Raw genomic sequence first — 22,110 nt, forward strand, 5'->3', positions numbered from 1 at the left:
CGCCGGGCAAAGAGGTTATAGCGCATGCAGACGAAACGTGAGGCGAGCCCCGATCAGGCAGCCCGGCATGGACAGGAAACCACCCCTGTGAGCGCGACGCGCAACCTCGATTTCTCGGAGATCCTCGACACCGAGCTCTTGCAGACGCAGTGCGACGCCGTTGCCGAAGCCAATCGGAACCGGCCCGACATCATGCGCGCCGATCTTCTCGCGGCGCTGAAAAAGGCGAGCGCGGACGGCCGGCAGAAGGCGCGCGCAGCCCTTGCCGCCGACGGCAGCGGTCTTAATTGCGCCTTTCGGATATCCTGGCTGCAGGACCAGATCATCACCGTCCTCTACAATTTCGCCACTGCCCGTATTTTTCCGCTGCAGAAGGACAAGTTCGCCGTCACCGCCGTCGGCGGCTACGGCCGCGACACGCTGGCACCGGGCTCCGATATCGACCTGCTCTTCCTCTTCCCGCCGCGGCCTTCGGAGGAGACGCACAAGGCGGTCGAATTCATGCTCTACGTGCTCTGGGACATGGGCTTCAAAGTCGGCCACGCCACCCGCACGGTGGAAGAATGCATCGCGCTTTCCAAATCCGACATGACGATCCGTACCGCGATCCTCGAGATGCGCTATATCTGCGGCCTGCAGCGGCTGGAAACCGAGCTCGAGGCCCGTTTCGACAAGGAGATCGTCACCGGAACCGGCCCCGAATTCATCGCCGCCAAACTGGCCGAGCGCGACGAGCGCCACCGCAAGGCGGGCGACACGCGTTACCTCGTCGAGCCGAACGTCAAGGAAGGCAAGGGCGGGCTTCGAGACCTGCACACGCTGTTCTGGATCTCGAAATATTACTACCACGTGCGCGACCAGGCGGAGCTGATCAAGCTCGGCGTCTTGTCAAAACACGAATATCGCCTGCTTGAGAAAGCCGACGATTTTCTCTGGGCGGTGCGCTGCCATATGCACTTCCTGACAGGCAAGGCCGAGGAGCGCCTGTCCTTCGACATCCAGCGCGAGATCGCCGAAGCCTTCGGGTATCACACCCGCCCGGGCCTTTCGGCGGTCGAGCGTTTCATGAAGCACTATTTCCTCGTGGCCAAGGACGTCGGCGATCTCACACGCATCCTGTGCGCCGCGCTCGAAGACCAGCAGGCGAAGTCGATCCCGGGCCTCACCGGCGTCATCAGCCGCTTTACCCATCGCACCCGCAAAATCGCCGGCAGCGTCGAATTCGTCGAAGACCGCGGCCGCATCGCTCTCGCCGACGCCGATGTCTTCAAGCGCGATCCGGTCAGCATCCTCCGGCTCTTTCACGTCGCCGACATCAACGGGCTGGAATTCCATCCGGATGCGCTGAAACGCGTCACCCGTTCGCTCGCGCTGATCGACAACAGCTTACGGGAAAACGACGAAGCGAACCGCCTCTTCATGTCGATCCTGACGTCGAAGCGCGACCCGGCGCTGATTTTGCGCCGGATGAACGAGGCCGGCGTGCTCGGCCGCTTCATCCCCGATTTCGGCAAGATCGTCGCGATGATGCAGTTCAACATGTATCACCACTACACCGTCGACGAGCATCTGATCCGCACCGTCGACGTTCTCTCCGAGATCGACAAGGGACGCGCCGAGGATCTGCATCCGCTTGCCAACAAGCTGATCTCGAACATCGAGGATCGCGAGGCGCTCTACGTCGCCGTTCTGCTCCACGACATCGCCAAGGGCCGCCAGGAGGATCACTCGATCGCCGGCGCCCGCGTCGCCCGCAAGCTCTGCGCCCGCTTCGGACTGTCGCAGAAGCAGACGGAACTCGTCGTCTGGCTGATCGAGGAACATCTGACGATGTCGATGGTGGCGCAGACCCGCGACCTCACCGATCGCAAGACCATTATCGACTTTGCCGACCGCGTACAGTCACTCGACCGGCTGAAGATGCTTCTGATCCTGACGATCTGCGATATTCGCGCCGTCGGGCCCGGCGTCTGGAACGGCTGGAAGGGCCAGTTGCTGCGCACGCTCTATTACGAAACCGAGTTGCTGCTGGCCGGCGGCTTTTCGGAGGTCTCCCGCAAGGAGCGGGCCAATGCCGCCGCCGAGGCGCTGCGCGGCGCCCTTTCCGCCTGGAGCCAGAAGGACCGCAACACCTATACGAAGCTGCATTACCAGCCCTACCTGCTGTCCGTGCCGTTGGAAGACCAGCTCCGCCACGCCGACTTCATCCGCCAGGCTGACAAGGCGGGCCAGGCGCTCGCCACCATGGTGCGCACCGACAGTTTCCACGCCATCACTGAAATCACAGTGCTGTCGCCCGACCATCCCAGACTGCTCGCCGTCATTGCCGGCGCCTGTGCTGCGGCCGGCGCCAACATCGTCGACGCACAGATCTTCACGACCTCGGATGGACGGGCGCTCGATACGATCCATGTCAGCCGTGAATTTTCCGACGACGCCGACGAGCTTCGCCGCGCCGGCACGATCGGGCGGATGATCGAGGATGTACTGGCCGGCCGCAAGCGCCTGCCCGAGGTCATCGCCACGCGCACGCGCAACCGCAAGAAAAGCAAGGCTTTCGATATTCCGCCCTCGGTCAACATCACCAACAGCCTGTCGAACAAGTTCACGGTCATCGAGGTCGAATGCCTCGACCGGCCGGGCCTGCTGTCGGAGATCACCGCCGTGCTCTCCGATCTGTCGCTCGACATCCAGTCGGCGCGCATCACCACCTTCGGCGAGAAGGTGATCGACACCTTCTACGTCACCGATCTTGTGGGTCAGAAAATATCGGGCGACAGCAAGCGCGCCAATATCACCGCCCGCATGAAGGCCGTGATGGCAGAGGAGCAGGACGAGCTGCGCGAGCGCATGCCCTCCGGCATCATCGCGCCCGCCGCCACCCGAACATCGCCCGCCGCCGAAAAGAAAGCCGATTCCCCCGCATGAGCCCCAAAGCATGAGCCTCGTCAAGAAATTCGCGACCGTCGGCGGCGCCACTCTCGGCAGCCGGATCTTCGGGTTCGCCCGTGAAACGCTGATGGCGGCGGCGCTCGGCACCGGACCGATGGCCGACGTCTTCTACGCTGCTTTCCGTTTTCCGAACCTCTTCCGGCGGTTGTTTGCCGAAGGCGCCTTCAATGCCGCCTTCGTGCCGCTCTTTGCCAAGGAAATCGAGGCGAACGGCACGGACGGCGCCAAGCGCTTTTCGGAAGAAGTCTTCGGCGTCTTGTTTTCGGTGCTGCTCCTCATCACCATTGTGATGGAGCTTGCCATGCCGCTCTTGGTGCGCTTCATCATCGCGCCGGGTTTTGCCGACGATGCCGAGAAATTCTCGATCACGATCCGCATGGCGGCGGTGATGTTTCCCTATCTGATGTGCATGTCGCTGACGGCGATGATGAGCGGCATGCTGAATTCGCTGCATCATTTCTTCGCCGCCGCCATCGCCCCCGTCTTCCTCAACGTGGTGATGATCGGGGCGCTGTTTTATTCGCTCTATACCGGCGCCGATCCGCTCGCGACGGCCTGGTATCTCTCCTGGGGCGTGCTTGCCGCCGGGGTGCTGCAGCTCGCCGTCGTCTATGTCGGCGTGCTGGCGGCCGGCATGAGCATCAGCCTGCGCTTCCCGAAAATGACTGCGAATGTCAAGCGGCTGCTGATCCTCGCCGTGCCGGCCGCCGTCACCGGCGGCATTACCCAGATCAACCAGCTGATCGGCCAGGCGATCGCCTCCTCCCGCGACGGCGCGATTGCCGCCTTGCAATATGCCGACCGCATCTATCAGCTGCCGCTCGGCGTCGTCGGCGTCGCTGTCGGCGTCGTGCTGCTGCCGGAGCTCGCCCGGGCACTGAAGGGCGGGGCGCTACGCGAAGCGGCAAACCTGCAGAACCGCTCGATCGAATTCGTGCTGTTCCTGACCATCCCCGCCGCTTTCGCGCTCTGGATCCTCTCCGACGAGATCATCCGCGTGCTCTACGAGCGCGGCGCCTTCCATCAGGAGAACACCGCGGTGGTCGGCTCGATCCTGGCGATCTACGGCATCGGCCTGCCCGCCTTCGTGCTGATCAAGGCGCTGCAGCCGGGCTTTTATGCCCGCGAGGACACCAAGACGCCGATGCGCTTCTCGGCCATCGCGGTGGGAACCAACTGCGCGACGGCGCTGACCCTTTTTCCCTTTATGGGCGCGCCCGGCATCGCCGTCGCCGAAGCCACAGCCGGCTGGATCAGCACGCTGCTGCTGTTCACCACGCTTCTGCGCCGCGGCCATCTGACATGGGAATGGGCGTTGGCAAAACGCGCCGCCCTGCTGATCGTCGCCTCGGCCGTCATGGGCGCGGCAATCGTCTTCCTCAAGCACTATTGGGCGCCATGGCTCGCCTCCGGCGCGCCGCTTCTGAGCAAGGTCGGTACGCTGGGGCTGCTGATCGCAATCGCCATGCTCATCTATTTCGCCGCCGCCTTCCTGATCGGCGGGGCGGATCTTGGCATGATAAGGCGCAACCTCAACCGCAAGCCGGTGCCGGCGAAGGACGCGTGAAACGAGGGAAATTGGCGAAACCTGCCCCTCACCCGGCTGCCGCCACCGACGGCTTTGGGCGGGTCCGAACCGGACAGCTCTTGCACAAGGCCGAGCCGCACGTTTCTCAAATTGCTTTAACAATCGACCCATCGTCGTTGCGGGCCGACATCGACATGAATGATGCCGTTGCAATAGCTGCCGATGCCGCCGATGCCTGGAGCTGTCCTGGCGGCAGCAATGATTGTTCGTTCCGAGAGGCCGGGCACCCGGATATCGGCCGCCAGGCATTTTCCATGCAGGGAGCCATGACGGCGGGGATGCGGCCGGAGGCCGGAGGTGACGATCGGGCGGCGTCCGGTCTTTGCGGCGATATGCGAGAGGATCGCTCGCAGACGCTCTGGAAAACAGCCGGCGCGCACGCTGACGGTCTGGACCGCATAGGCGAGACGCGCCTCATGCGTGGGAAGATGAATGGCCGGTCTCTTGCTGTCTTGACCGACGGCGCCGGTTGCGGATTGTAGGGCGAAAAGGCCTGCCATGGCGAGCAAACTGACGTTCTGCATGGTCCCTCCGGGCGGTTAGCTGGCGATCGTTGGACTGGCCAGCGCGGCCGAGGATTCTCAGTTCAATAAAAGCTTTTCTGTGAAATTTTATACTCAATTTTAACTAATGGCGCTGATCAATTCGGCTTAAAAGTGAGCTTCATTCGCGTCCTAGGTGGAATAAACATCCAAACATGGGAGATCACATGACGCTTCAGTCTCTTTTTCTCGTCACGCTCGTCGTCGACGATTACGACCGCGCCAAGGGCTTTTATTGCGGCACCCTCGGTTTCGATTGCCTTCAGGACGAGCCCGAGCCGGAGGGCAAACGCTGGGTGGTGGTGAAGCCGAAAGGCGGGGATGGCGCCGCCTTTCTGCTGGCGCAGGCGGCCAACGAGGCGCAGCGCGCGGCGATCGGCAACCAGACGGGTGGCCGCGTCGGCTTCTTCCTGAAGACCGACGATTTCGCTCGCGATCATGCCGCCATGCTCGGCGCCGGCGTGCGTTTTCTCGAGCAGCCCAGACATGAGGTTTACGGTACGGTCGCGGTCTTTGCGGATCCTTACGGCAACACCTTCGACCTGATCCAGCATGCCGCAGCCCGAACCTCTTGATTGCGATCGGCCGCCCGTGCATAAGCCGCGGCGTTAGCAACATAGGCGAGAAGCCTTGGGGCCCTCCACCAGCCTATTGAGGACGACATGAGCGAATTCAAGAAACTCGTATTCTCCGGCGTACAGCCGACCGGCAATCTGCATCTCGGCAATTATCTCGGTGCGATCCGCCGGTTCGTGGCGCTGCAGGAAGGCAACGACTGCATCTACTGCGTCGTCGACATGCATGCGCTCACCGCCCAGCTGGTGCACGAGGACATGCCGAGCCAGACGCGCTCGATCGCCGCCGCCTTCATCGCCGCCGGCATCGATCCGGAAAAACATATCGTTTTCAACCAGTCGGCTGTGCCGCAGCACGCGGAACTCGCCTGGATCTTCAACTGTGTCGCCCGCATCGGCTGGATGAACCGCATGACGCAGTTCAAGGACAAGGCTGGCAAGGACCGCGAGCAGGCCTCGCTCGGCCTTTACGCCTATCCGAGCTTGATGGCCGCCGACATTCTCGTCTATCGCGCCACTCATGTGCCGGTTGGCGAGGACCAGAAGCAGCATCTGGAGCTTGCCCGCGACATCGCGATGAAGTTCAACCTCGATTATGCCGAGCATATTCGCAAGAGCGGCTACGGCATCGACATCACCGTCGGCGACGAGCCGGTGCATGCCTATTTCCCGATGGTCGAACCGCTGATCGGCGGACCGGCGCCGCGCGTCATGTCGCTGCGCGACGGCACCAAAAAAATGTCGAAATCCGATCCCTCCGACCTTTCGCGCATCAATCTGATGGACGACGAGGACGCGATCTCGAAGAAGATCCGCAAGGCCAAGACCGATCCGGACGGTTTGCCGAGCGAGGTTGACGGGTTGCAGGGCCGTCCGGAAGCCGACAATCTGGTGGCGATCTATGCCGCGCTCGCCGACAAATCGAAGGCGGAGGTACTGGCCGACTTTGGCGGCCAGCAGTTCTCCGTCTTCAAGCCGGCACTGGTCGATCTCGCCATCCATGTGCTGGCGCCGATCACCGGCGAGATGCGCCGGCTGATGGACGATACCAGCCATATCGACGCGATCCTGCGCAAGGGCGGCGAACGGGCGAGAGCCCGCGCCGAAGTAACGATGAGCCAAGTACGCGACGTCATCGGCTTCCTCTACTGAGGCAGATCTCTTCTTCTGCCTTCTTGGGGGAGAAGAGGATCTCCGTCAGAGCGAGAGGCGCCAGAAAACTGCGCTTGCAATTTTTCCGCTTCGGGTGTCAGAGTCCGCCCCATGGTATCGAAGCGACTCTCACGGCTCGAAGGCCACCGCCGCAAATTCATGGCGGTGATCGACGGGACACCCGAATGCCAGCGCGCCGTTCATTATGCCGGCCGGCGCGCGAAGAATTCCAATGGCGGCCTGGTGCTGCTCTATGTGATCCCCAACGGCGATTTCCAGCAATGGCTCGGCGTCGAGGAGATCATGCGGGCCGAGGCGCGCGAGGAAGCCGAGGCAACCGTTGCCAAGATCGCCCAGATCGTGCGCGAGACGATCGGCATCGAGCCTGAGGTCGTCATCCGTGAAGGCAGTGCCGCCGAGCAGATCAACGCCGTGATCGAGGAAGACCGCGATGTGGCGATCCTCGTTCTTGCCGCCGGCTCGGCAAAAGAAGGTCCGGGACCGCTTGTTTCGTCGGTCGCCGGACGCGCGGCGGCGTTTCCGATCCCCGTTACCGTCCTGCCGGATACGCTGACCAACGAGGAAATCGACGCCCTCTGCTGAGCCTATTTCTTGAGTGCAAGTCTCTTGATTAGATCAGGCAATGGGCTTATCTTCTTTTGAAGAATTCTAAAGACGGCCGAGGTCTCGAGCCTGTCACATGGAGAGCCAGATGTTCATTCAGACCGAAGCCACGCCGAACCCCGCCACACAGAAGTTCCTGCCAGGCAAGGTCGTCATGGAAAACGGCACCGCCGAATTCCGCAGCGCCGAAGAGGCTGAAGCCTCGCCGCTCGCCGCCCGACTGTTCGATATTCCCGGTGTGACCGGTGTCTATTTCGGCTATGATTTCATTTCCGTCTCCAAGGACAACGCCGAATGGCAGCATCTTAAGCCGGCTATCCTTGGCTCGATCATGGAGCATTTCATGTCCGGCAAGCCAGTCATGGGGGATGCTTCCATCCTTTCCGAGGATGCCGATGCCGGCGACGAGTTCTTTGATGAAGCCGATGAATCGATCGTGCTGACCATCAAGGAGCTTCTGGAGACCCGCGTGCGCCCGGCCGTCGCCCAGGACGGCGGCGACATCACCTTCCGCGGCTTCAAGGACGGCAAGGTCTATCTGAACATGAAAGGCTCCTGCTCCGGCTGCCCGTCTTCGACGGCGACGCTGAAGCACGGCGTCCAGAACCTGCTGCGCCATTTCGTTCCCGAAGTGCAGGAAGTGATTGCCGCTTAAGAATTTCGAATTCGCTCCGGCCGTTCATCTCAGGTTCGGCCGGACGGTTTATGGTTAGGCGACAAACAGTTTATTCGGAAATTGATGGCATGATCGTTCTGGCGCTCGACACGGCAGGTGTGGATTGCGCTGCCGCCATTTATGACAGCGGCAGGAATACGGTGCTGGGGGAGGCATCGGACATGATCGGCAAGGGGCATGCTGAACATCTGATCGGTATCGTCGATCGCGTGCTGGATCAGGCGGGAGTGACACTTTCTCAGATCAACCGCGTTGCCGTCACGATCGGCCCCGGCTCCTTTACCGGTATCCGCGTCGGCGTTGCCGCAGCCCGCGGTTTTGCGCTTTCCCTCAATGTGCCCGTCGTCGGCGTCACCACGCTCGAGGTGATGGCCGCCGCCCAGCGTGAGAAGACGCCCGGCCGCGCCGTGCTGGCGGCGATGGACGCCAAGCGGGACGAAATCTATCTCCAGTCCTTCGCAGCCGATGGTTCCCCGCTCGATCAGCCGCGGGCGGCAAGCGTCGCCGAGGCCCAGGCTTTAGCGGCCGGCTTCGACGGTGAAATCACCGGTTCGGCAACGCCGCTCCTGAAGGCCAGCGCCGGTGGCGATCACCCCAACGTCTTTCCGATTTCGATTGTCGCGCGTCTGGGGGCTGCCGCCCCTGCCGATGCCGGAAAGCCCAAGCCCCTTTATCTGCGCGGACCGGATGCCAAGCCGCAGGCCGGATATGCGATTGCGCGACGAGTGTGACCATGCTGGAAGCCTATCTGACGCTGAAGCCGGAATTTGAAATCATCGCCATGGAGCGCGAGGATTGCCGCGACGTCGCCGTCCTGCATGGCGAGCGTTTCGCCCGGCCCTGGGGCGACGGCGAATTCCACAGCCTGCTGTCGCAGGAGACTGTTTTCGGCTTCGTCGCGCGCCAGACCAATGCCATCCTGAAAAAGCCGCTTCCCGGCTTTATCCTTGCCCGCCAAGTCGCCGGCGAGGCCGAGATCCTGACGATTGCCGTGCAGGCGAAGGTCGCCCGTGCCGGGCTGGGCTGGCGGCTGATGCAGGCGGCGATGCGCGAGGCGCGGGCGCGTGGCGGCGAGAGCATGTTTCTCGAGGTCGACAGCGGCAATACGGCGGCGCTCGGCCTATACCGCAAGCTCGGCTTTGAAAAGGTCGGCGAGCGCCAGGGCTACTACAAGCAGGAAAACGGCGCCCGTTCCACGGCGCTTGTCATGAAGCGCGTTCTTCGATAGTTCCCTGCAGAGCATGACATGCGGACCGGCGCAAACGCCGTGCAGGCATTGTGAAAACGCGATTATTTTTGAAGGCGGGCCATGACCGACGTAGCCAAGACCCTCGAGGAGCTTTGCGCCGAACGTGGCATGCGCATGACCGAGCAGCGCCGCGTGATCGCGCGCATCCTCGAAGAGTCGGAAGACCATCCTGACGTCGAAGAGCTTTACCGCCGTTCCGTGAAGGTCGATGCGAAGATCTCGATCTCCACGGTCTATCGCACCGTCAAATTGTTCGAGGATGCCGGCATCATCGCCCGCCACGACTTCCGCGACGGGCGCTCGCGCTACGAAACGGTGCCGGAAGAGCATCATGACCACCTGATCGACCTGAAGACCGGCACGGTCATCGAATTCCGTTCGCCTGAGATCGAGGCGCTGCAGGAGCGCATCGCCCGCGAGCACGGCTTCCAGCTGGTCGACCACCGCCTGGAGCTCTACGGCATTCCGTTGAAGAAGGAAGATCTCTGAAGCGATGGCAGCCCGGGAGTGCCGCATTTGATTGCCTGGCTGCGCATTGCCTTCGCTGCGGTCGTCATCCTTGCCGTCAGCATCGTGCTCATGCCGCTGCAGGTCTTGGCCCTGCGTTTCGATTGGCGGCTGCGCCGTAGTCTTCCGCGCGTCTGGCACCGTATCATCTGTTATTGTCTCGGCCTCCGCGTCCGGGTGACAGGCAGGCTGGAAGACCGCCGACCGCTGATGCTCTGCTCCAACCATTCGTCCTGGCTCGACATCATGGTGATGTCGGCCGTCGCCGACGTCGCCTTCATCGCCAAGATCGAAGTCGCCGATTGGCCGATCTTCGGCACCCTCGCCAAGCTGCAGAAGAGCGTGTTCGTCGTGCGCGAGGAGAGGCGCAAGACCGGCCATCAGGCAAATGAAATCGCCGGGCGCATGGCCGACGGCGAGATTGTCGTGCTCTTCCCCGAGGGCACGACCTCGGACGGCAACCGGTTGCTGGAGGTCAAGTCGTCGCTGTTCGGCGCTGCCGCGATGGCGGTGCCTTATTCGCCGACGGGAACCGTCGTGGTGCAGCCGGTGGCCGTTGCTTATACCAGAGTGCACGGCCTTCCGATGGGACGCTACCACCGGCCGCTTGCCGCCTGGCCGGGGGATATCGAGCTCCTGCCGCATCTGATCGACATTCTCAGATGCGGCGCCATCGACGCGGAAATTTCCTTCGGCGAGGCGGTGGAATACCGCGCCGACAGCAATCGCAAGGAGGTAAGCGCGACGATCGCCTCGCGCATCCGCAGCCTTCTCATCACAAGCCTGCGCGGTCGCGATATCGGCTAAGCCGAGAGGTCTCTTTTCTCGGGCGGCAAAAACCACTAAATAGCGCGCCATGACACAGGATAACGCCCTTCTTCAGGCCCCGGAGGTTTCTCTCCGCGACGGCAGCAACAGCCGCAAGGTCTTCATCAAGACCTATGGCTGCCAGATGAACGTCTATGATTCCACGCGCATGAGCGATGCGCTTGCCCGCGACGGCTACGAACCGACCGAAGACATGGAACAGGCGGATCTCGTTCTGCTCAACACCTGTCATATAAGAGAGAAGGCGGCGGAGAAGGTCTATTCGGCGCTCGGGCGGCTGCGCGAGATGAAAAAGAAAAAGGCCGCCGACGGCCGGGAGATGATGATCGGCGTTGCCGGCTGCGTCGCCCAGGCCGAAGGCGAAGAGATTCTGCGCCGCGCCCCCGCCGTCGATGTCGTCATCGGGCCGCAGACCTATCACCGCCTGCCGGAGGCGCTGCGCCGGGCCAAAGAGGGCCAGCGCGTCGTCGATACGGAATATGCGATCGAGGACAAGTTCGAGCACCTGCCGCTCGCCGAGAGCCGCAAGATCCGCGCCCGCGGCGTCACCGCGTTCCTGACGGTGCAGGAGGGTTGCGACAAGTTCTGCACCTTCTGCGTCGTGCCCTATACGCGCGGCTCGGAAGTGTCGCGGCCGGTTTCGCAGATCGTCGAGGAGGCTGAAAAGCTCGTCGAAGCCGGAGTGCGCGAAATCACCCTGCTCGGCCAGAACGTCAACGCCTGGCATGGCGCCGGACCGCGCGGCGAGGCGTGGAGCCTCGGCGACCTCCTCTACCGCCTTGCCGAGATCCCCGGCCTGGCGCGGCTGCGTTACACCACAAGCCATCCGCGCGACATGGACGACCGGCTGATCGAGGCGCATCGCGACCTCAGGGCGCTGATGCCCTACCTGCACCTGCCGGTGCAATCGGGCTCCGACCGTGTCCTGAAGGCGATGAACCGGCGTCATACGGCGGCCGAATATCTCAGTCTGATCGAGCGCATCCGCGCCGTGCGCCCGGACATCGCGCTGTCGGGCGATTTCATCACCGGTTTTCCGGGGGAGACAGACAAGGATTTTGCGGATACACTCAGACTTGTGGAGGAGGTGCGCTATGCGCAGGCCTTCTCGTTCAAATACTCGACTCGGCCGGGCACACCCGGCGCGGAACTGAAGGACCAGGTGCCGGAAGAGATCAAGGCAGAACGGCTGGAACGCCTGCAAGCGCTTCTTTTGAAGCAGCAGCAGGAGTTTGCCGAATCCTGCATCGGCAAGGAGATCGATCTGCTGCTCGAAAAACCCGGCCGCATGCCGGGCCAGCTGATCGGACGTTCTCCCTGGCTTCAATCCGTGAATGTTGATGCAAAAGCATCGCAAATCGGTGACATTATCAAAGTGCGAATCACCGGAACCGGAACGAACAGCCTGTTTGCCGAACGCGCAGAGGCTGCGGTCTAACCCAAGGAGCCCGACCGCTTGAACGGACAAGAATTGGTTTCTTCTTCACCGCGCCACCCCCGCACGCCGAGCGACACCAATCACTTCGTCCTGACGTTCGAGAACAATCGGTTCGCCAGCGAACTCTTCGGCCAGTTCGACCAGAACCTCAAGCTGCTCGAGGAGCGGCTGAACATCGATGCGCGGGCGCGCGGCAATTCCGTCGTCATATCGGGCGATGTCGTGACCACCAATCAGGCACGGCGCACGCTCGATTATCTCTATGAAAAGCTTCAGAAAGGCGGCAGCGTGGAACGATCCGACGTCGAGGGCGCAATCCGCATGGCGGTCGCCGCCGACGATCAGCTCAGCCTTCCCACCATGGAGCGCAAGGCCAAGCTGACAATGGCGCAGATTTCGACGCGCAAGAAGACGATCATCGCCCGCACGCCGACGCAGGACGCCTATATCAGGGCGCTGGAGCGCGCCGAACTCGTCTTCGGCGTCGGCCCGGCCGGCACCGGCAAGACATATCTCGCCGTTGCCCATGCCGCCCAGATGCTCGAGCGCGGCGCGGTCGAAAAGATCATCCTGTCGCGCCCGGCCGTCGAGGCCGGGGAGCGCCTCGGCTTCCTGCCAGGCGACATGAAGGAAAAGGTCGATCCCTATCTTCGCCCGCTCTATGATGCGCTCTACGACATGATCCCGGCCGACAAGGTCGATCGGGCGATCACCGCCGGCGTCATTGAAATCGCCCCGCTCGCCTTCATGCGCGGCCGCACGCTCGCCAACGCCGCCATCATCCTCGACGAAGCGCAGAATACGACATCGATGCAGATGAAGATGTTCCTGACGCGTCTCGGCGAAAATGCCCGCATGATCGTCACCGGCGACCCGAGCCAGATCGACCTGCCGCGGGGCGTCAAATCCGGCCTCGTCGAGGCCCTGGAGCTGCTGAACGGCGTCGAGGGCATCTCGATCGTGCGCTTCAAGGACACCGACGTCGTGCGCCATCCGCTGGTCGGCCGCATCGTCAGAGCCTATGACGCCACCTATCTTGTCGAAGCCGAAGACGTCGGTCGGCAGGACTGATGGCCGAACTCGATATCCAGATCAGCATCGAGGACATCGGCTGGCCCGGCGAGGAAACGCTGCTGGTTTTTTGCGAGCGCGTGCTCGGGGCCGCCGCGGTCTATCTCAGCGACAATGAGAAGCAGCCCTTTCCGAAGATGCCGCCGGAAGTTTCGCTGGTCTTTACCGACGATGCCTCGATCCAGGACATCAATGCCGAATGGCGCGGCAAGGACAAGCCGACCAATGTCCTCTCCTTCCCGGCCTTTCCGGTTGAGCGCGGCAAGATGCCCGGGCCGATGCTCGGCGACATCATCATCGCCCGGGAGACGGTGGAGCGGGAAGCCCAGGAACTCGACAAGAGCTTCGACGACCACCTGACCCATCTTCTGGTGCACGGTTTCTTGCATCTTCTCGGCTACGACCATATGAATAATGCCGAAGCCGAAATTATGGAGGGGCTGGAGACTCGCATTTTGGCGCAGCTCGGCCTATCTGATCCCTACGAGGGTCAAGACCTTAAAATGGAACCATGAGCGACTTTACGACGAAGCCGGCGACAGACGCCAAGGACTCCGAATCATCATCTTCTTCGGATGAGGTAGGCAGTAGTAGTCGGCCATCCGGCCGATCCCAATCCTTCTGGTCGCGCGCCGCCCGCATTCTCCGCCCGCAGCAGGGCTCGCGACTGCGCGAGGATCTTGCCGACGCGCTGATGACCGATGCGGCCGGCGACGACGCTTTTTCGCCCGACGAACGGGCGATGCTGCACAATATCCTGCGCTTTCGCGAGGTGCGCGTCGCCGACGTGATGGTGCCGCGCGCCGATATCGAGGCGGTGGACCAAAATATCACCATCGGCGAACTGATGATCCTTTTCGAGGAATCCGGCCGCTCGCGCATGCCTGTTTATGCCGATACGCTCGACGACCCGCGCGGCATGGTGCATATCCGCGACCTGCTCTCCTATGTCGCCAAGCAGGCGCGCAACAAGCGCCGCGGCCCGGCAAAGCCGGCCGCTGCAGCGCCGGCGATCGACGTCGCGCCGGAGAACATCCAGAAGCCGCCGCGCTCGACCAAGCCGAATTTCGATCTTGCCCGGGTCGACCTGCAGAAGACGCTGGCCGAGGCCGGCATCATCCGCAAGATCCTGTTCGTGCCGCCGTCGATGCTGGCCTCCGACCTGCTGCGCCGGATGCAGGTGAACCGTACGCAAATGGCGCTCGTCATCGACGAGTATGGCGGCACCGACGGGCTCGCCTCCCATGAGGACATCGTCGAAATGGTGGTCGGCGACATCGACGACGAACATGACGACGAAGAGGTGATGTTTAAGCGCGTTGCCGAAGACGTTTTCGTCGCCGACGCCCGTGTCGAACTGGAAGAGATCGCCGAAGCGATCGGACCGGATTTCGACATCAGCGAACAGGTCGACGAAGTCGACACGCTGGGCGGGCTGATCTTCTCCGCGCTCGGCCGCATCCCCGTTCGCGGCGAAGTGGTCCAGGCTCTGCCGAACTTCGAATTCCATATTCTCGACGCCGATCCGCGCCGCATCAAGCGGCTGCGCATCACCCGCAAGCGCCACGCGATCCGCCGCCGCGCCAAAGAGGCTGGCGACATCACGCCGGGATCCGAGACCGGCGACGACCGGCCGGCCGAATCGACCACCAACTAGGCATCGGTACGAGAGTCGGAATCGCCTTTCGGGCCGACGCGGAAACAGGACAAAGAGCCGCTTTTTTGAAAGACTGCGAATGGGTTGATTCGCGGTTTGATGGGAGTGCGCATGGAGCGGCTTGCGGACAGGGTTATCCTCGTCTGGGGGTTAAAACGGTCGTTGCTGGCCGTCGCCGCTGGAGCATTCGCCGCTCTGGCGCTGCCGCCTTTCGGTTTTTTCGCGGCGATGTTTCTCTCCTTCACGCTGCTCGTCTGGCTGCTCGACGGGGCGGCGGCTTCTCCTGAAAGCGGCCTGATCGGCAGGCTATGGCCGGCCTTTGCCGTCGGCTGGCTGTTCGGCTTCGGCTATTTCGTCGCCGGCCTTTGGTGGATCGGCCATGCCTTGCTGGTCGATTCGGAGGAATTTGCCTGGGCACTGCCCCTGGCAGTCCTCGGACTGCCGGCCGGCCTTGCGGTCTTCTACGGGCTGGCGACTGCACTTGCCCGGATCGTCTGGTCCGACGGCATGGGACGGATCGCCGCGCTGGCGGCCGGCTTCGGCCTGATGGAATGGCTTCGAAGCATGATCCTCACCGGCTTTCCCTGGAATGCCATCGGCTACGGCCTGATGCCCGTTCCGCTGATGATGCAGTCGGCGCATGTGATCGGTGCGATGGGGGTGACTGCACTTGCCGTCTTCGTCTTTTCCGCCCCGGCGCTGATCGGAACGCGACAGGGCGCGAAGTCGGGAATTGCGCTCGCCGCCCTGCTGTTTGCCGCCCACCTCGGTTACGGCGCCTATGCCGTCCATCTGGCGCCGCGGCCGCAGCCCTTGCCCGAGGACAAGCGTCCGGTGGTGCGGCTGGTGCAGCCGGCCATCGACCAGTCGGCGAAGATGGACAACGACGCCGACCGCAATGCGATCTTCGAGACCCATCTGAAGCTTTCCGCCGAAGCGCCCAGGAATGGCGGCCGCAAACCCAACATTATCGTCTGGCCGGAAACCTCGATCCCCTTCATCCTCACCGACAACCAGGATGCGCTGACGCGGATCGCCGATACGCTCGACGACGACCAGGTTCTGATCGCCGGCGCGGTGCGCGCCGAGGAGATGGGGCCTGGCACACCGGTGCGCTACTACAATTCCATCTATGTGATCGACGGCCGCGGCCAGATCATCGCCGCCTCCGACAAGGTGCATCTCGTGCCTTTCGGCGAATATCTGCCCTTCGAGGACATCCTCACCGAACTCGGCATCCAGAACGTCGTCGAGATACCGGGCGGCTTTTCGGCCGCCGCAAGCCGGCACCTGCTGGCGTTGCCCGGCGGTCTCAATCTCTACCCGCTGATCTGCTACGAGATCATCTTTCCGGGCGAAATGACCGGCGACATCGTGGATGCCAACGCGCTCCTCAACCTCACCAACGATGCCTGGTTCGGCATCACGCCCGGGCCCTACCAGCATTTCCAGCAGGCGCGTGTTCGAGCAATCGAGACAGGCCTGCCGCTGATTCGCGACGCCAACAACGGCATTTCGGCAATCGTGAACGCGCATGGGGAAATCATCGCGGGCCTCGATCTTGGTGAGACTGGCTTCATTGATGCAACTGTTGATGGGCTCGGCAATGGGTTCGGAACCACATACCCCCGTGAGACATACTTCTGGTTGACCGAAGCACTGTTGATGTTGATTGCGCTAATTTCACGCGGAAGTTTTATTTTAGGGTTGAATTGACCAAAAACCCCTAAAATTGCATAGTGGTGTCAATCGGCGTTCTTAACGTATGTTTGTCGGCGGGTTCCCGCCGCTTACAACGTGGCGTTTTGGGATGGATCAGGGGCATGCCGGTTGGAAACAGAAATTCGTAGCTAGGGCACGACCATGATTGAAAATAAGAAGAAGCCGAATCCGATCGACATCCATGTTGGCAGCCGCATTCGCCTTCGCCGAACGATGTTGGGCATGAGCCAGGAAAAGCTTGGCGAAAGCCTCGGCATCACCTTCCAGCAGATCCAGAAATATGAAAAGGGCACCAACCGTGTCGGCGCAAGCCGTCTGCAGAACATCTCGAGCATCCTCAATGTTCCGGTCTCCTTCTTCTTCGAAGATGCGCCCGGCGAACATGCCGGCGCCGTCGGCGGCATGGCCGAAGCCTCCAGCTCGAATTACGTCGTAGACTTCCTCTCCTCCTCGGAGGGCCTGCAGCTCAACCGCGCCTTCGTCAAGATTTCCGATCCCAAGGTTCGCCGGAAGGTCGTGGAGCTGGTCAAGGCGCTCGCTGCCGAAGCTGACGCTGACTGATCCAGCTCTCATCGCAAAATGGAAAGGCGGTCGAAAGGCCGCTTTTTTTGTGTTTTTGGGGCAAAATTTGTCACTTCGCCGCGGATATAAAGATATATTTATGTCCTTGTGCGCTTGTCATCGGCGCTCGAACTGAGTACCTACTAGCTGGCTTTTATTCTTTGAGGGGAATCCCGGAATGCGCGCGAATTATCTCTTTACCAGCGAATCTGTTGCCGAAGGTCATCCGGACAAAGTGTGTGACCGCATCTCCGACGAGATCGTCGACCTGGTCTACCGCGAAGCGGCCAAGACCGGCGTCAATCCGTGGGGCGTGCGCATTGCCTGCGAAACGCTGGCAACAACCAATCGCGTCGTTATTGCCGGCGAGGTCCGCCTGCCACCGAGCCTGATGAAGAAGGACAAGGACGGCAAGGACGTCATCAATCCCTCGAAGTTCAAGGCCGCCGCCCGCCGCGCCATCAAGGATATCGGCTACGAGCAGGACGGCTTCCACTGGAAGAAGGCAAAGATCGACGTGCTGCTGCACTCTCAGTCGGCCGACATCGCCCAGGGCGTCGACAGCGCCGCCGACCAGCAGGGCGACGAGGGCGCCGGCGACCAGGGCATCATGTTCGGTTACGCCTGCAAGGAAACGCCGGACCTGATGCCGGCCCCGATCTATTATTCCCACAGGATTCTGCAGCTGCTAGCAGCCGCCCGCAAGAAGGGTGACGGCGAAGTCGCCAAGCTCGGCCCCGACGCCAAGAGCCAGGTGACCGTGCGTTACGTCGACGGCAAGCCGTCGGAAGTGACCTCGATCGTGCTTTCGACCCAGCATCTCGACGAGAGCTGGGATTCCAAGAAGGTTCGCGCGGTCGTCGAACCCTATATCCGCGAAGCACTCGGCGAACTGAAGATCGCCGAGGATTGCAAGTGGTACATCAACCCGACCGGCAAGTTCGTCATCGGCGGACCGGACGGCGATGCAGGCCTCACCGGCCGCAAGATCATCGTTGACACCTATGGCGGTGCGGCTCCGCATGGCGGCGGCGCATTCTCCGGCAAGGACACGACCAAGGTCGACCGTTCGGCTGCCTATGCCGCCCGCTACCTCGCCAAGAACGTCGTCGCCGCCGGCCTTGCCGACCGCTGCACGATCCAACTCTCCTACGCCATCGGCGTCGCGCAGCCGCTGTCGATCTATGTCGACCTGCACGGCACCGGCAAGGGTGTGTCGGAAGACCAGGTCGAAGCGGCGATCCGTCAGAATATGGACCTCTCGCCATCGGGCATCCGCCGTCACCTCGACCTCAACAAGCCAATCTACGCCAAGACCTCGGCCTACGGCCATTTCGGCCGCAAGGCCGGCCGTGACGGCTCGTTCTCCTGGGAGCGCACCGACCTCGTCAAGGCGCTCAAGGAAGCCGTCAAGACCAAGGCTGCTGCATGACGGATATGGAGCGCCGGGGACGGGCGACCGAAGCCTTTTTCGGTCGCCGCAAGGGAAAGGCCCTGCGCGAACAGCAGGCGGAAACGCTGAACAGCCTGCTCCCGGCATTCCTCATCGATCTCTCGGCGGCTCCCCCGGAGCCGCTGACATCCCTCTTCCCGATCCCGGTCACGACATTGCGGCTGGAAATCGGTTTCGGCGGCGGCGAACATCTGATTCATCGGGCGCTCGAAAGACCTTCGACCGGTTTCATCGGCGTCGAACCCTTCGTCAATTCGATGCAGAAGCTTTTGTCGCGCATCGGCGAAACCGGTGCCTCCAATATCCGCGTCTATAATGACGATGCAACGCAACTGCTCGACTGGCTGCCGGATGGCACGCTCGACAAGATTGATCTGCTCTATCCCGACCCATGGCCGAAGCGGAAGCACTGGAAGCGCCGCTTCGTCTCGAAGACCAATCTCGACCGCTTTCATCGCGTGCTGAAGCCCGGCGGCCTTTTCTGCTTCGCCTCCGACATCGACACCTATGTGAACTGGACGCTGATCAAATGCCGCGACCATGGCGGCTTCGACTGGATGGCGGAAAACGCGGCGGATTGGCTGACCCCCTATGAGGGCTGGCCGAGCACGCGCTACGAGACGAAAGCGCGCCGCGAGGGCCGTTCCTCGGCCTATCTGACATTCAGGAAGATCTGACTTCAGCGAACACTGCGCTGGAAGCAATTGAAGGCCATGTAGTGCCGTGCGGCACCAACGACGATTAGTTCCGAAGCAGTATGGCTTTCAAATGCATGATGGCATTTGGTTTTTCATAGGCACTGATGGCGTTTGACGGTCAGTGCAGACTGACTGTCTTCAATTCGTCTTCGGCCGCCTTGAAGAAGGTGCTGGAGCGGTTGTCCGTCAGAAGGATGGGCGTGCCGTCGGCGCCGAAGAGTGCCCAGAGATCGACGTTCGGATCGATATCCGGTGCCTCTGGGAAGCACTTGGCGACCTCTTCAGTGCGCATCTTTCTGATATAGGCGACCTCGCCGTTGCCGATGTGGGCAAGCTCGGATTTGGTCAAGCGAGACGTGGCTTCTTTCATCAACATTCCTGTTCCTCCGGGAGAAGGGACCAACGGTTCGACAAACCGTTGTGCTACTGTGAAACCGAAATGTTAATTTTCTTGACCATGCGGGCGGGTTCGGGACGAATTAGATCGACGGAGAGCAGACCGTTCTTGAGGCCGGCGCCAAGCACCTGCATGCCGTCGGCCAGCACGAAGGTGCGCTGAAACTGGCGGGCGGCGATGCCGCGATAGAGATAGTCCCGCTCGCCCTGCTCCAGCTGGCGGCCGCGGATCACAAGCTGGTTCTCCTCGGTGGAGACATCAAGCTCCTCCTCGCTGAAACCGGCAACCGCAAGGGTGATGCGCAGACGTTCGGGGGCGCCGCTGTCGGCGGCGATGCGTTCGATATTGTAAGGCGGGTATCCGTCGCTCGCCTTGGAAATGCGCTCCAGCGTCTTTTCCATGGCGTCGAAGCCCAGAAGCAAAGGGCTGGCGAAAGGCGTAATGCGGCTCATCTCTTTTCAAGTCCTTGATGCAAGCGACCATCCCGGACCTCAAGCGCAGCATCCGGATGCCGCTAATATGGGGGCATGATTACGGCGCTGCAAGGCGCGCACGACCCTCCCCAATTTAAACATCTGTCAATTTTCGAATGGCCGCGGCCGCCTCCTTGCTTGACAAAGGACCTGCTGCCTCGCATCAAAACATGCCCGCGCGTAATGTGCCGATTTGCGACGGGAAATGAAGAGATGGTGTCTGCCGGGACAACCGGCATGGCGGAAACGGGACGAGTGGAATGGCAAGCGCGAGAAAGATCATCATCGACACGGATCCCGGCCAGGATGACGCGGCCGCCATCATGCTGGCTTTCGGCAGCCGCGATGAGCTCGAGGTGCTGGGGATCACGACGGTCGCTGGCAACGTGCCGCTGTCATTCACCAGCCGCAACGCGCGCATCGTCTGCGAGCTCTGCAGCCGCACGGATGTAAAGGTTTTCGCCGGAGCCGATAGGCCGATCGCCCGCAAGCTGGTGACGGCAGAGCATGTGCATGGCAAGACCGGGCTCGACGGCCCTGATCTGCCCGAACCGACGATGGCGCTGCAGCCCGGCCACTCCGTCGATTTCATCATCGAGACGCTGCGCCGCGAGCCGGAGGGCACAGTGACGCTCTGCACGCTCGGGCCGCTCACCAATATCGGCATGGCCTTCCAGAGGGCGCCCGACATCGTTGCCCGCGTTCGCGAGCTGGTGATGATGGGCGGTGGCTTTTTCGAGGGCGGCAACATCACACCGGCCGCCGAATTCAACATTTATGTCGACCCCGAAGCCGCCGACATCGTTTTCCGCTCCGGCGTCCCGATCGTGATGATGCCGCTCGACGTGACGCACCAGCTGCTGACCCGCAAGGACCGGGTCAAGCGCATGGCCGAGATCGGCACGGCGCCGGCAAAGGCCATGGTCGAAATGCTGGAATTCTTCGAACGCTTCGATATCGAGAAATACGGTTCCGACGGCGGGCCGCTGCACGACCCGACGGTTGTCGCCTATCTGCTGAAACCAGAGCTTTTCCAGGGCCGGGACTGCAATGTCGAAATCGAGGTCCAGTCCGAACTCACCGTCGGGATGACCGTCGTCGACTGGTGGCATGTGACCGACCGCAAGCGCAATGCCAAGGTCATGCGCCATGTCGATGCGGACGGCTTCTTCGATCTGCTGATCGAACGCTTCGCCCGCATCTGATTTTTATCTCCTTCTCCGAGCCGGAGAGGGAAACCGAGCTCAGGCGTCCTTCTCGTCGAAGACGGAATTGATCTCGGCCTCGACCGGCTTCGGGCCACCCTTGGCGACGCCGACCATGGCCGGGCGCAGGACGCGTTCGCCGATGGTGAAGCCGGCCTGCACGACCTGGACGACGGTATTGTTCGGCACTTCGGAGTTCGGCACTTCGAACATCGCCTGATGGAAATTCGGATCGAATTTCTGGCCAACCGGCTCCAGCTTGCGAACGCCGTGGCGCTCCAGCGCCGCGAGCATCGCGCGCTCGGTCATCTCCACACCTTCGATCAGCGTGGTGAGGCCGGCATCGGCCGTGGCCTTGGTCTCCGGAGAGATGGCGTCCAGCGCCCGGCGCAAATTGTCCGAGACGGCGAGCATGTCCCGGGCGAAACCGGCGACGGAATAGGATTTTGCATCCTTGACCTCGCGCTCGGTGCGGCGGCGCAGATTATCCATCTCGGCGGCAAGGCGCAGATAGCGGTCACGCAGCTCGGCATTCTCGGCCTTCAGGAGGTCGAGCGGATCCGGCTGGTTTGCCTCCTCCTGCCCGGCAGTGGCTGTTTCGACGTTGACGGCAGCGTCGGCTGCGGCGTTGGCCGCAGTTGCGTCAGGTCCGTTTTTCGTCGTTTCATCGGTCATGACGGTCTCCGGTTGGTGTTTTCAGATGCGCCCGATATCGAGGTTTGACCGGAAAAAATCAAGTCTG

Annotated in this window: 23 protein-coding genes; 19 read left to right on the forward strand and 4 right to left on the reverse strand. The window is 62.0% G+C overall.

Features of this window, described 5'->3' with window-relative positions:
- Positions 1–24: 24 nt before the first annotated feature.
- Together J7U39_RS18110 and murJ are read left to right on the forward strand one after the other, a co-directional pair.
- Positions 25–2,928 (forward strand): [protein-PII] uridylyltransferase, encoded by a 2,904-nt coding sequence (locus tag J7U39_RS18110; RefSeq protein ID WP_210629440.1) that lies wholly within the window; start codon positions 25–27, stop codon positions 2,926–2,928.
- A gap of 10 nt (positions 2,929–2,938) precedes the next feature.
- Positions 2,939–4,519 (forward strand): murein biosynthesis integral membrane protein MurJ, encoded by a 1,581-nt coding sequence (gene murJ / locus J7U39_RS18115; RefSeq protein WP_210629441.1) that lies wholly within the window; start codon positions 2,939–2,941, stop codon positions 4,517–4,519.
- A 116-nt stretch (positions 4,520–4,635) separates the two neighbouring features.
- On the opposite strand, the gene J7U39_RS18120 is transcribed toward murJ, so the two are convergent.
- Positions 4,636–5,064: a D-Ala-D-Ala carboxypeptidase family metallohydrolase gene (locus tag J7U39_RS18120; protein WP_210629442.1), complete on the reverse strand. Its 429-nt coding sequence runs from the start codon at positions 5,062–5,064 to the stop codon at positions 4,636–4,638.
- A 185-nt stretch (positions 5,065–5,249) separates the two neighbouring features.
- Here J7U39_RS18120 and J7U39_RS18125 point away from each other — a divergent pair, with 185 nt between their 5' ends.
- From J7U39_RS18125 to J7U39_RS18200, 16 genes are all read left to right on the forward strand, one after another.
- The gene (locus J7U39_RS18125; protein ID WP_210629443.1) at positions 5,250–5,657 is read left to right on the forward strand and encodes a VOC family protein; all 408 of its coding nucleotides are present in this window, start codon (positions 5,250–5,252) and stop codon (positions 5,655–5,657) included.
- An 87-nt stretch (positions 5,658–5,744) separates the two neighbouring features.
- Positions 5,745–6,809, forward strand: coding sequence for a tryptophan--tRNA ligase (gene trpS, locus J7U39_RS18130; protein WP_210629444.1), 1,065 nt, complete (start codon positions 5,745–5,747; stop codon positions 6,807–6,809).
- A 111-nt stretch (positions 6,810–6,920) separates the two neighbouring features.
- Positions 6,921–7,412 carry a universal stress protein gene (locus J7U39_RS18135; RefSeq protein WP_011423764.1) on the forward strand — a complete coding sequence of 164 codons (492 nt, stop codon included), beginning with the start codon at positions 6,921–6,923 and terminating at the stop codon, positions 7,410–7,412.
- Positions 7,413–7,521: 109 nt separating this feature from the next.
- A complete protein-coding gene (locus J7U39_RS18140) occupies positions 7,522–8,088 on the forward strand; it encodes a NifU family protein (RefSeq protein ID WP_210629445.1) in 567 nt (188 codons plus the stop codon).
- An 89-nt stretch (positions 8,089–8,177) separates the two neighbouring features.
- Positions 8,178–8,840, forward strand: a complete 663-nt coding sequence (tsaB, locus tag J7U39_RS18145) for a tRNA (adenosine(37)-N6)-threonylcarbamoyltransferase complex dimerization subunit type 1 TsaB (protein WP_210629446.1) — start codon at positions 8,178–8,180, stop codon at positions 8,838–8,840.
- 2 nt (positions 8,841–8,842) lie between these two features.
- Positions 8,843–9,337, forward strand: a complete 495-nt coding sequence (locus J7U39_RS18150) for an N-acetyltransferase (RefSeq protein ID WP_210629447.1) — start codon at positions 8,843–8,845, stop codon at positions 9,335–9,337.
- An 81-nt stretch (positions 9,338–9,418) separates the two neighbouring features.
- Positions 9,419–9,847 carry a Fur family transcriptional regulator gene (locus J7U39_RS18155; protein WP_085776722.1) on the forward strand — a complete coding sequence of 143 codons (429 nt, stop codon included), beginning with the start codon at positions 9,419–9,421 and terminating at the stop codon, positions 9,845–9,847.
- Positions 9,848–9,874: 27 nt separating this feature from the next.
- Positions 9,875–10,672, forward strand: coding sequence for a lysophospholipid acyltransferase family protein (locus tag J7U39_RS18160; protein WP_210629448.1), 798 nt, complete (start codon positions 9,875–9,877; stop codon positions 10,670–10,672).
- Positions 10,673–10,721: 49 nt separating this feature from the next.
- Entirely contained in the window at positions 10,722–12,131 is a 1,410-nt protein-coding gene (gene miaB / locus J7U39_RS18165) for a tRNA (N6-isopentenyl adenosine(37)-C2)-methylthiotransferase MiaB (RefSeq protein WP_210629449.1), read from the forward strand.
- Between the two features lie 18 nt (positions 12,132–12,149).
- Complete coding sequence (locus J7U39_RS18170; RefSeq protein ID WP_064707756.1) at positions 12,150–13,202, forward strand: PhoH family protein; 1,053 nt, start codon at positions 12,150–12,152, stop codon at positions 13,200–13,202.
- Entirely contained in the window at positions 13,202–13,717 is a 516-nt protein-coding gene (ybeY, locus tag J7U39_RS18175; RefSeq protein ID WP_210629450.1) for an rRNA maturation RNase YbeY, read from the forward strand. The genes J7U39_RS18170 and ybeY overlap by 1 nt, the downstream gene beginning before the upstream one ends.
- Positions 13,714–14,859, forward strand: coding sequence for a hemolysin family protein (locus J7U39_RS18180; protein WP_210629451.1), 1,146 nt, complete (start codon positions 13,714–13,716; stop codon positions 14,857–14,859). The genes ybeY and J7U39_RS18180 overlap by 4 nt, the downstream gene beginning before the upstream one ends.
- Positions 14,860–14,970: 111 nt before the next feature.
- Positions 14,971–16,575 carry an apolipoprotein N-acyltransferase gene (lnt, locus tag J7U39_RS18185; RefSeq protein WP_210629452.1) on the forward strand — a complete coding sequence of 535 codons (1,605 nt, stop codon included), beginning with the start codon at positions 14,971–14,973 and terminating at the stop codon, positions 16,573–16,575.
- 147 nt (positions 16,576–16,722) lie between these two features.
- Positions 16,723–17,142: a helix-turn-helix domain-containing protein gene (locus tag J7U39_RS18190; RefSeq protein ID WP_064707753.1), complete on the forward strand. Its 420-nt coding sequence runs from the start codon at positions 16,723–16,725 to the stop codon at positions 17,140–17,142.
- 178 nt (positions 17,143–17,320) lie between these two features.
- Positions 17,321–18,574, forward strand: a complete 1,254-nt coding sequence (gene metK / locus J7U39_RS18195; RefSeq protein ID WP_210629453.1) for a methionine adenosyltransferase — start codon at positions 17,321–17,323, stop codon at positions 18,572–18,574.
- Positions 18,571–19,272, forward strand: coding sequence for a tRNA (guanosine(46)-N(7))-methyltransferase TrmB (locus tag J7U39_RS18200; protein ID WP_210629454.1), 702 nt, complete (start codon positions 18,571–18,573; stop codon positions 19,270–19,272). Before metK ends, J7U39_RS18200 begins: the two co-directional genes overlap by 4 nt.
- A 139-nt stretch (positions 19,273–19,411) precedes the next feature.
- Here J7U39_RS18200 and J7U39_RS18205 read toward each other — a convergent pair whose 3' ends face one another.
- Complete coding sequence (locus J7U39_RS18205; protein WP_088684489.1) at positions 19,412–19,669, reverse strand: DUF1150 family protein; 258 nt, start codon at positions 19,667–19,669, stop codon at positions 19,412–19,414.
- Between the two features lie 47 nt (positions 19,670–19,716).
- Complete coding sequence (locus J7U39_RS18210) at positions 19,717–20,142, reverse strand: Hsp20 family protein (protein ID WP_210629455.1); 426 nt, start codon at positions 20,140–20,142, stop codon at positions 19,717–19,719.
- Between the two features lie 281 nt (positions 20,143–20,423).
- Here J7U39_RS18210 and J7U39_RS18215 point away from each other — a divergent pair, with 281 nt between their 5' ends.
- Positions 20,424–21,368: a nucleoside hydrolase gene (locus J7U39_RS18215; RefSeq protein WP_210629456.1), complete on the forward strand. Its 945-nt coding sequence runs from the start codon at positions 20,424–20,426 to the stop codon at positions 21,366–21,368.
- A gap of 39 nt (positions 21,369–21,407) precedes the next feature.
- Here the strand turns inward: J7U39_RS18215 and grpE are convergent, their stop codons facing one another.
- Positions 21,408–22,043, reverse strand: coding sequence for a nucleotide exchange factor GrpE (gene grpE / locus J7U39_RS18220; RefSeq protein WP_210629457.1), 636 nt, complete (start codon positions 22,041–22,043; stop codon positions 21,408–21,410).
- Positions 22,044–22,110: the final 67 nt, after the last annotated feature.

Origin of the sequence: Rhizobium sp. NLR16a, assembly GCF_017948245.1 — a bacterium.
Taxonomy (GTDB): domain Bacteria; phylum Pseudomonadota; class Alphaproteobacteria; order Rhizobiales; family Rhizobiaceae; genus Rhizobium.

Excerpts from the sequence above, each read along its gene's own strand:
- metK (WP_210629453.1), top strand. The coding sequence starts at position 17,321 with ATGCGCGCGAATTATCTCTTTACCAGCGAATCTGTTGCCGAAGGTCAT.
- J7U39_RS18155 (WP_085776722.1), top strand. The coding sequence starts at position 9,419 with ATGACCGACGTAGCCAAGACCCTCGAGGAGCTTTGCGCCGAACGTGGC.
- J7U39_RS18125 (WP_210629443.1), top strand. The coding sequence starts at position 5,250 with ATGACGCTTCAGTCTCTTTTTCTCGTCACGCTCGTCGTCGACGATTAC.
- J7U39_RS18200 (WP_210629454.1), top strand. The coding sequence starts at position 18,571 with ATGACGGATATGGAGCGCCGGGGACGGGCGACCGAAGCCTTTTTCGGT.
- J7U39_RS18210 (WP_210629455.1), bottom strand. The coding sequence starts at position 20,142 with ATGAGCCGCATTACGCCTTTCGCCAGCCCTTTGCTTCTGGGCTTCGAC.
- tsaB (WP_210629446.1), top strand. The coding sequence starts at position 8,178 with ATGATCGTTCTGGCGCTCGACACGGCAGGTGTGGATTGCGCTGCCGCC.
- J7U39_RS18135 (WP_011423764.1), top strand. The coding sequence starts at position 6,921 with ATGGTATCGAAGCGACTCTCACGGCTCGAAGGCCACCGCCGCAAATTC.
- J7U39_RS18120 (WP_210629442.1), bottom strand. The coding sequence starts at position 5,064 with ATGCAGAACGTCAGTTTGCTCGCCATGGCAGGCCTTTTCGCCCTACAA.
- J7U39_RS18190 (WP_064707753.1), top strand. The coding sequence starts at position 16,723 with ATGATTGAAAATAAGAAGAAGCCGAATCCGATCGACATCCATGTTGGC.
- J7U39_RS18215 (WP_210629456.1), top strand. The coding sequence starts at position 20,424 with ATGGCAAGCGCGAGAAAGATCATCATCGACACGGATCCCGGCCAGGAT.
- ybeY (WP_210629450.1), top strand. The coding sequence starts at position 13,202 with ATGGCCGAACTCGATATCCAGATCAGCATCGAGGACATCGGCTGGCCC.
- J7U39_RS18140 (WP_210629445.1), top strand. The coding sequence starts at position 7,522 with ATGTTCATTCAGACCGAAGCCACGCCGAACCCCGCCACACAGAAGTTC.
- J7U39_RS18180 (WP_210629451.1), top strand. The coding sequence starts at position 13,714 with ATGAGCGACTTTACGACGAAGCCGGCGACAGACGCCAAGGACTCCGAA.
- trpS (WP_210629444.1), top strand. The coding sequence starts at position 5,745 with ATGAGCGAATTCAAGAAACTCGTATTCTCCGGCGTACAGCCGACCGGC.
- miaB (WP_210629449.1), top strand. The coding sequence starts at position 10,722 with ATGACACAGGATAACGCCCTTCTTCAGGCCCCGGAGGTTTCTCTCCGC.
- J7U39_RS18150 (WP_210629447.1), top strand. The coding sequence starts at position 8,843 with ATGCTGGAAGCCTATCTGACGCTGAAGCCGGAATTTGAAATCATCGCC.
- lnt (WP_210629452.1), top strand. The coding sequence starts at position 14,971 with ATGGAGCGGCTTGCGGACAGGGTTATCCTCGTCTGGGGGTTAAAACGG.
- J7U39_RS18205 (WP_088684489.1), bottom strand. The coding sequence starts at position 19,669 with ATGTTGATGAAAGAAGCCACGTCTCGCTTGACCAAATCCGAGCTTGCC.
- murJ (WP_210629441.1), top strand. The coding sequence starts at position 2,939 with ATGAGCCTCGTCAAGAAATTCGCGACCGTCGGCGGCGCCACTCTCGGC.
- J7U39_RS18110 (WP_210629440.1), top strand. The coding sequence starts at position 25 with ATGCAGACGAAACGTGAGGCGAGCCCCGATCAGGCAGCCCGGCATGGA.
- grpE (WP_210629457.1), bottom strand. The coding sequence starts at position 22,043 with ATGACCGATGAAACGACGAAAAACGGACCTGACGCAACTGCGGCCAAC.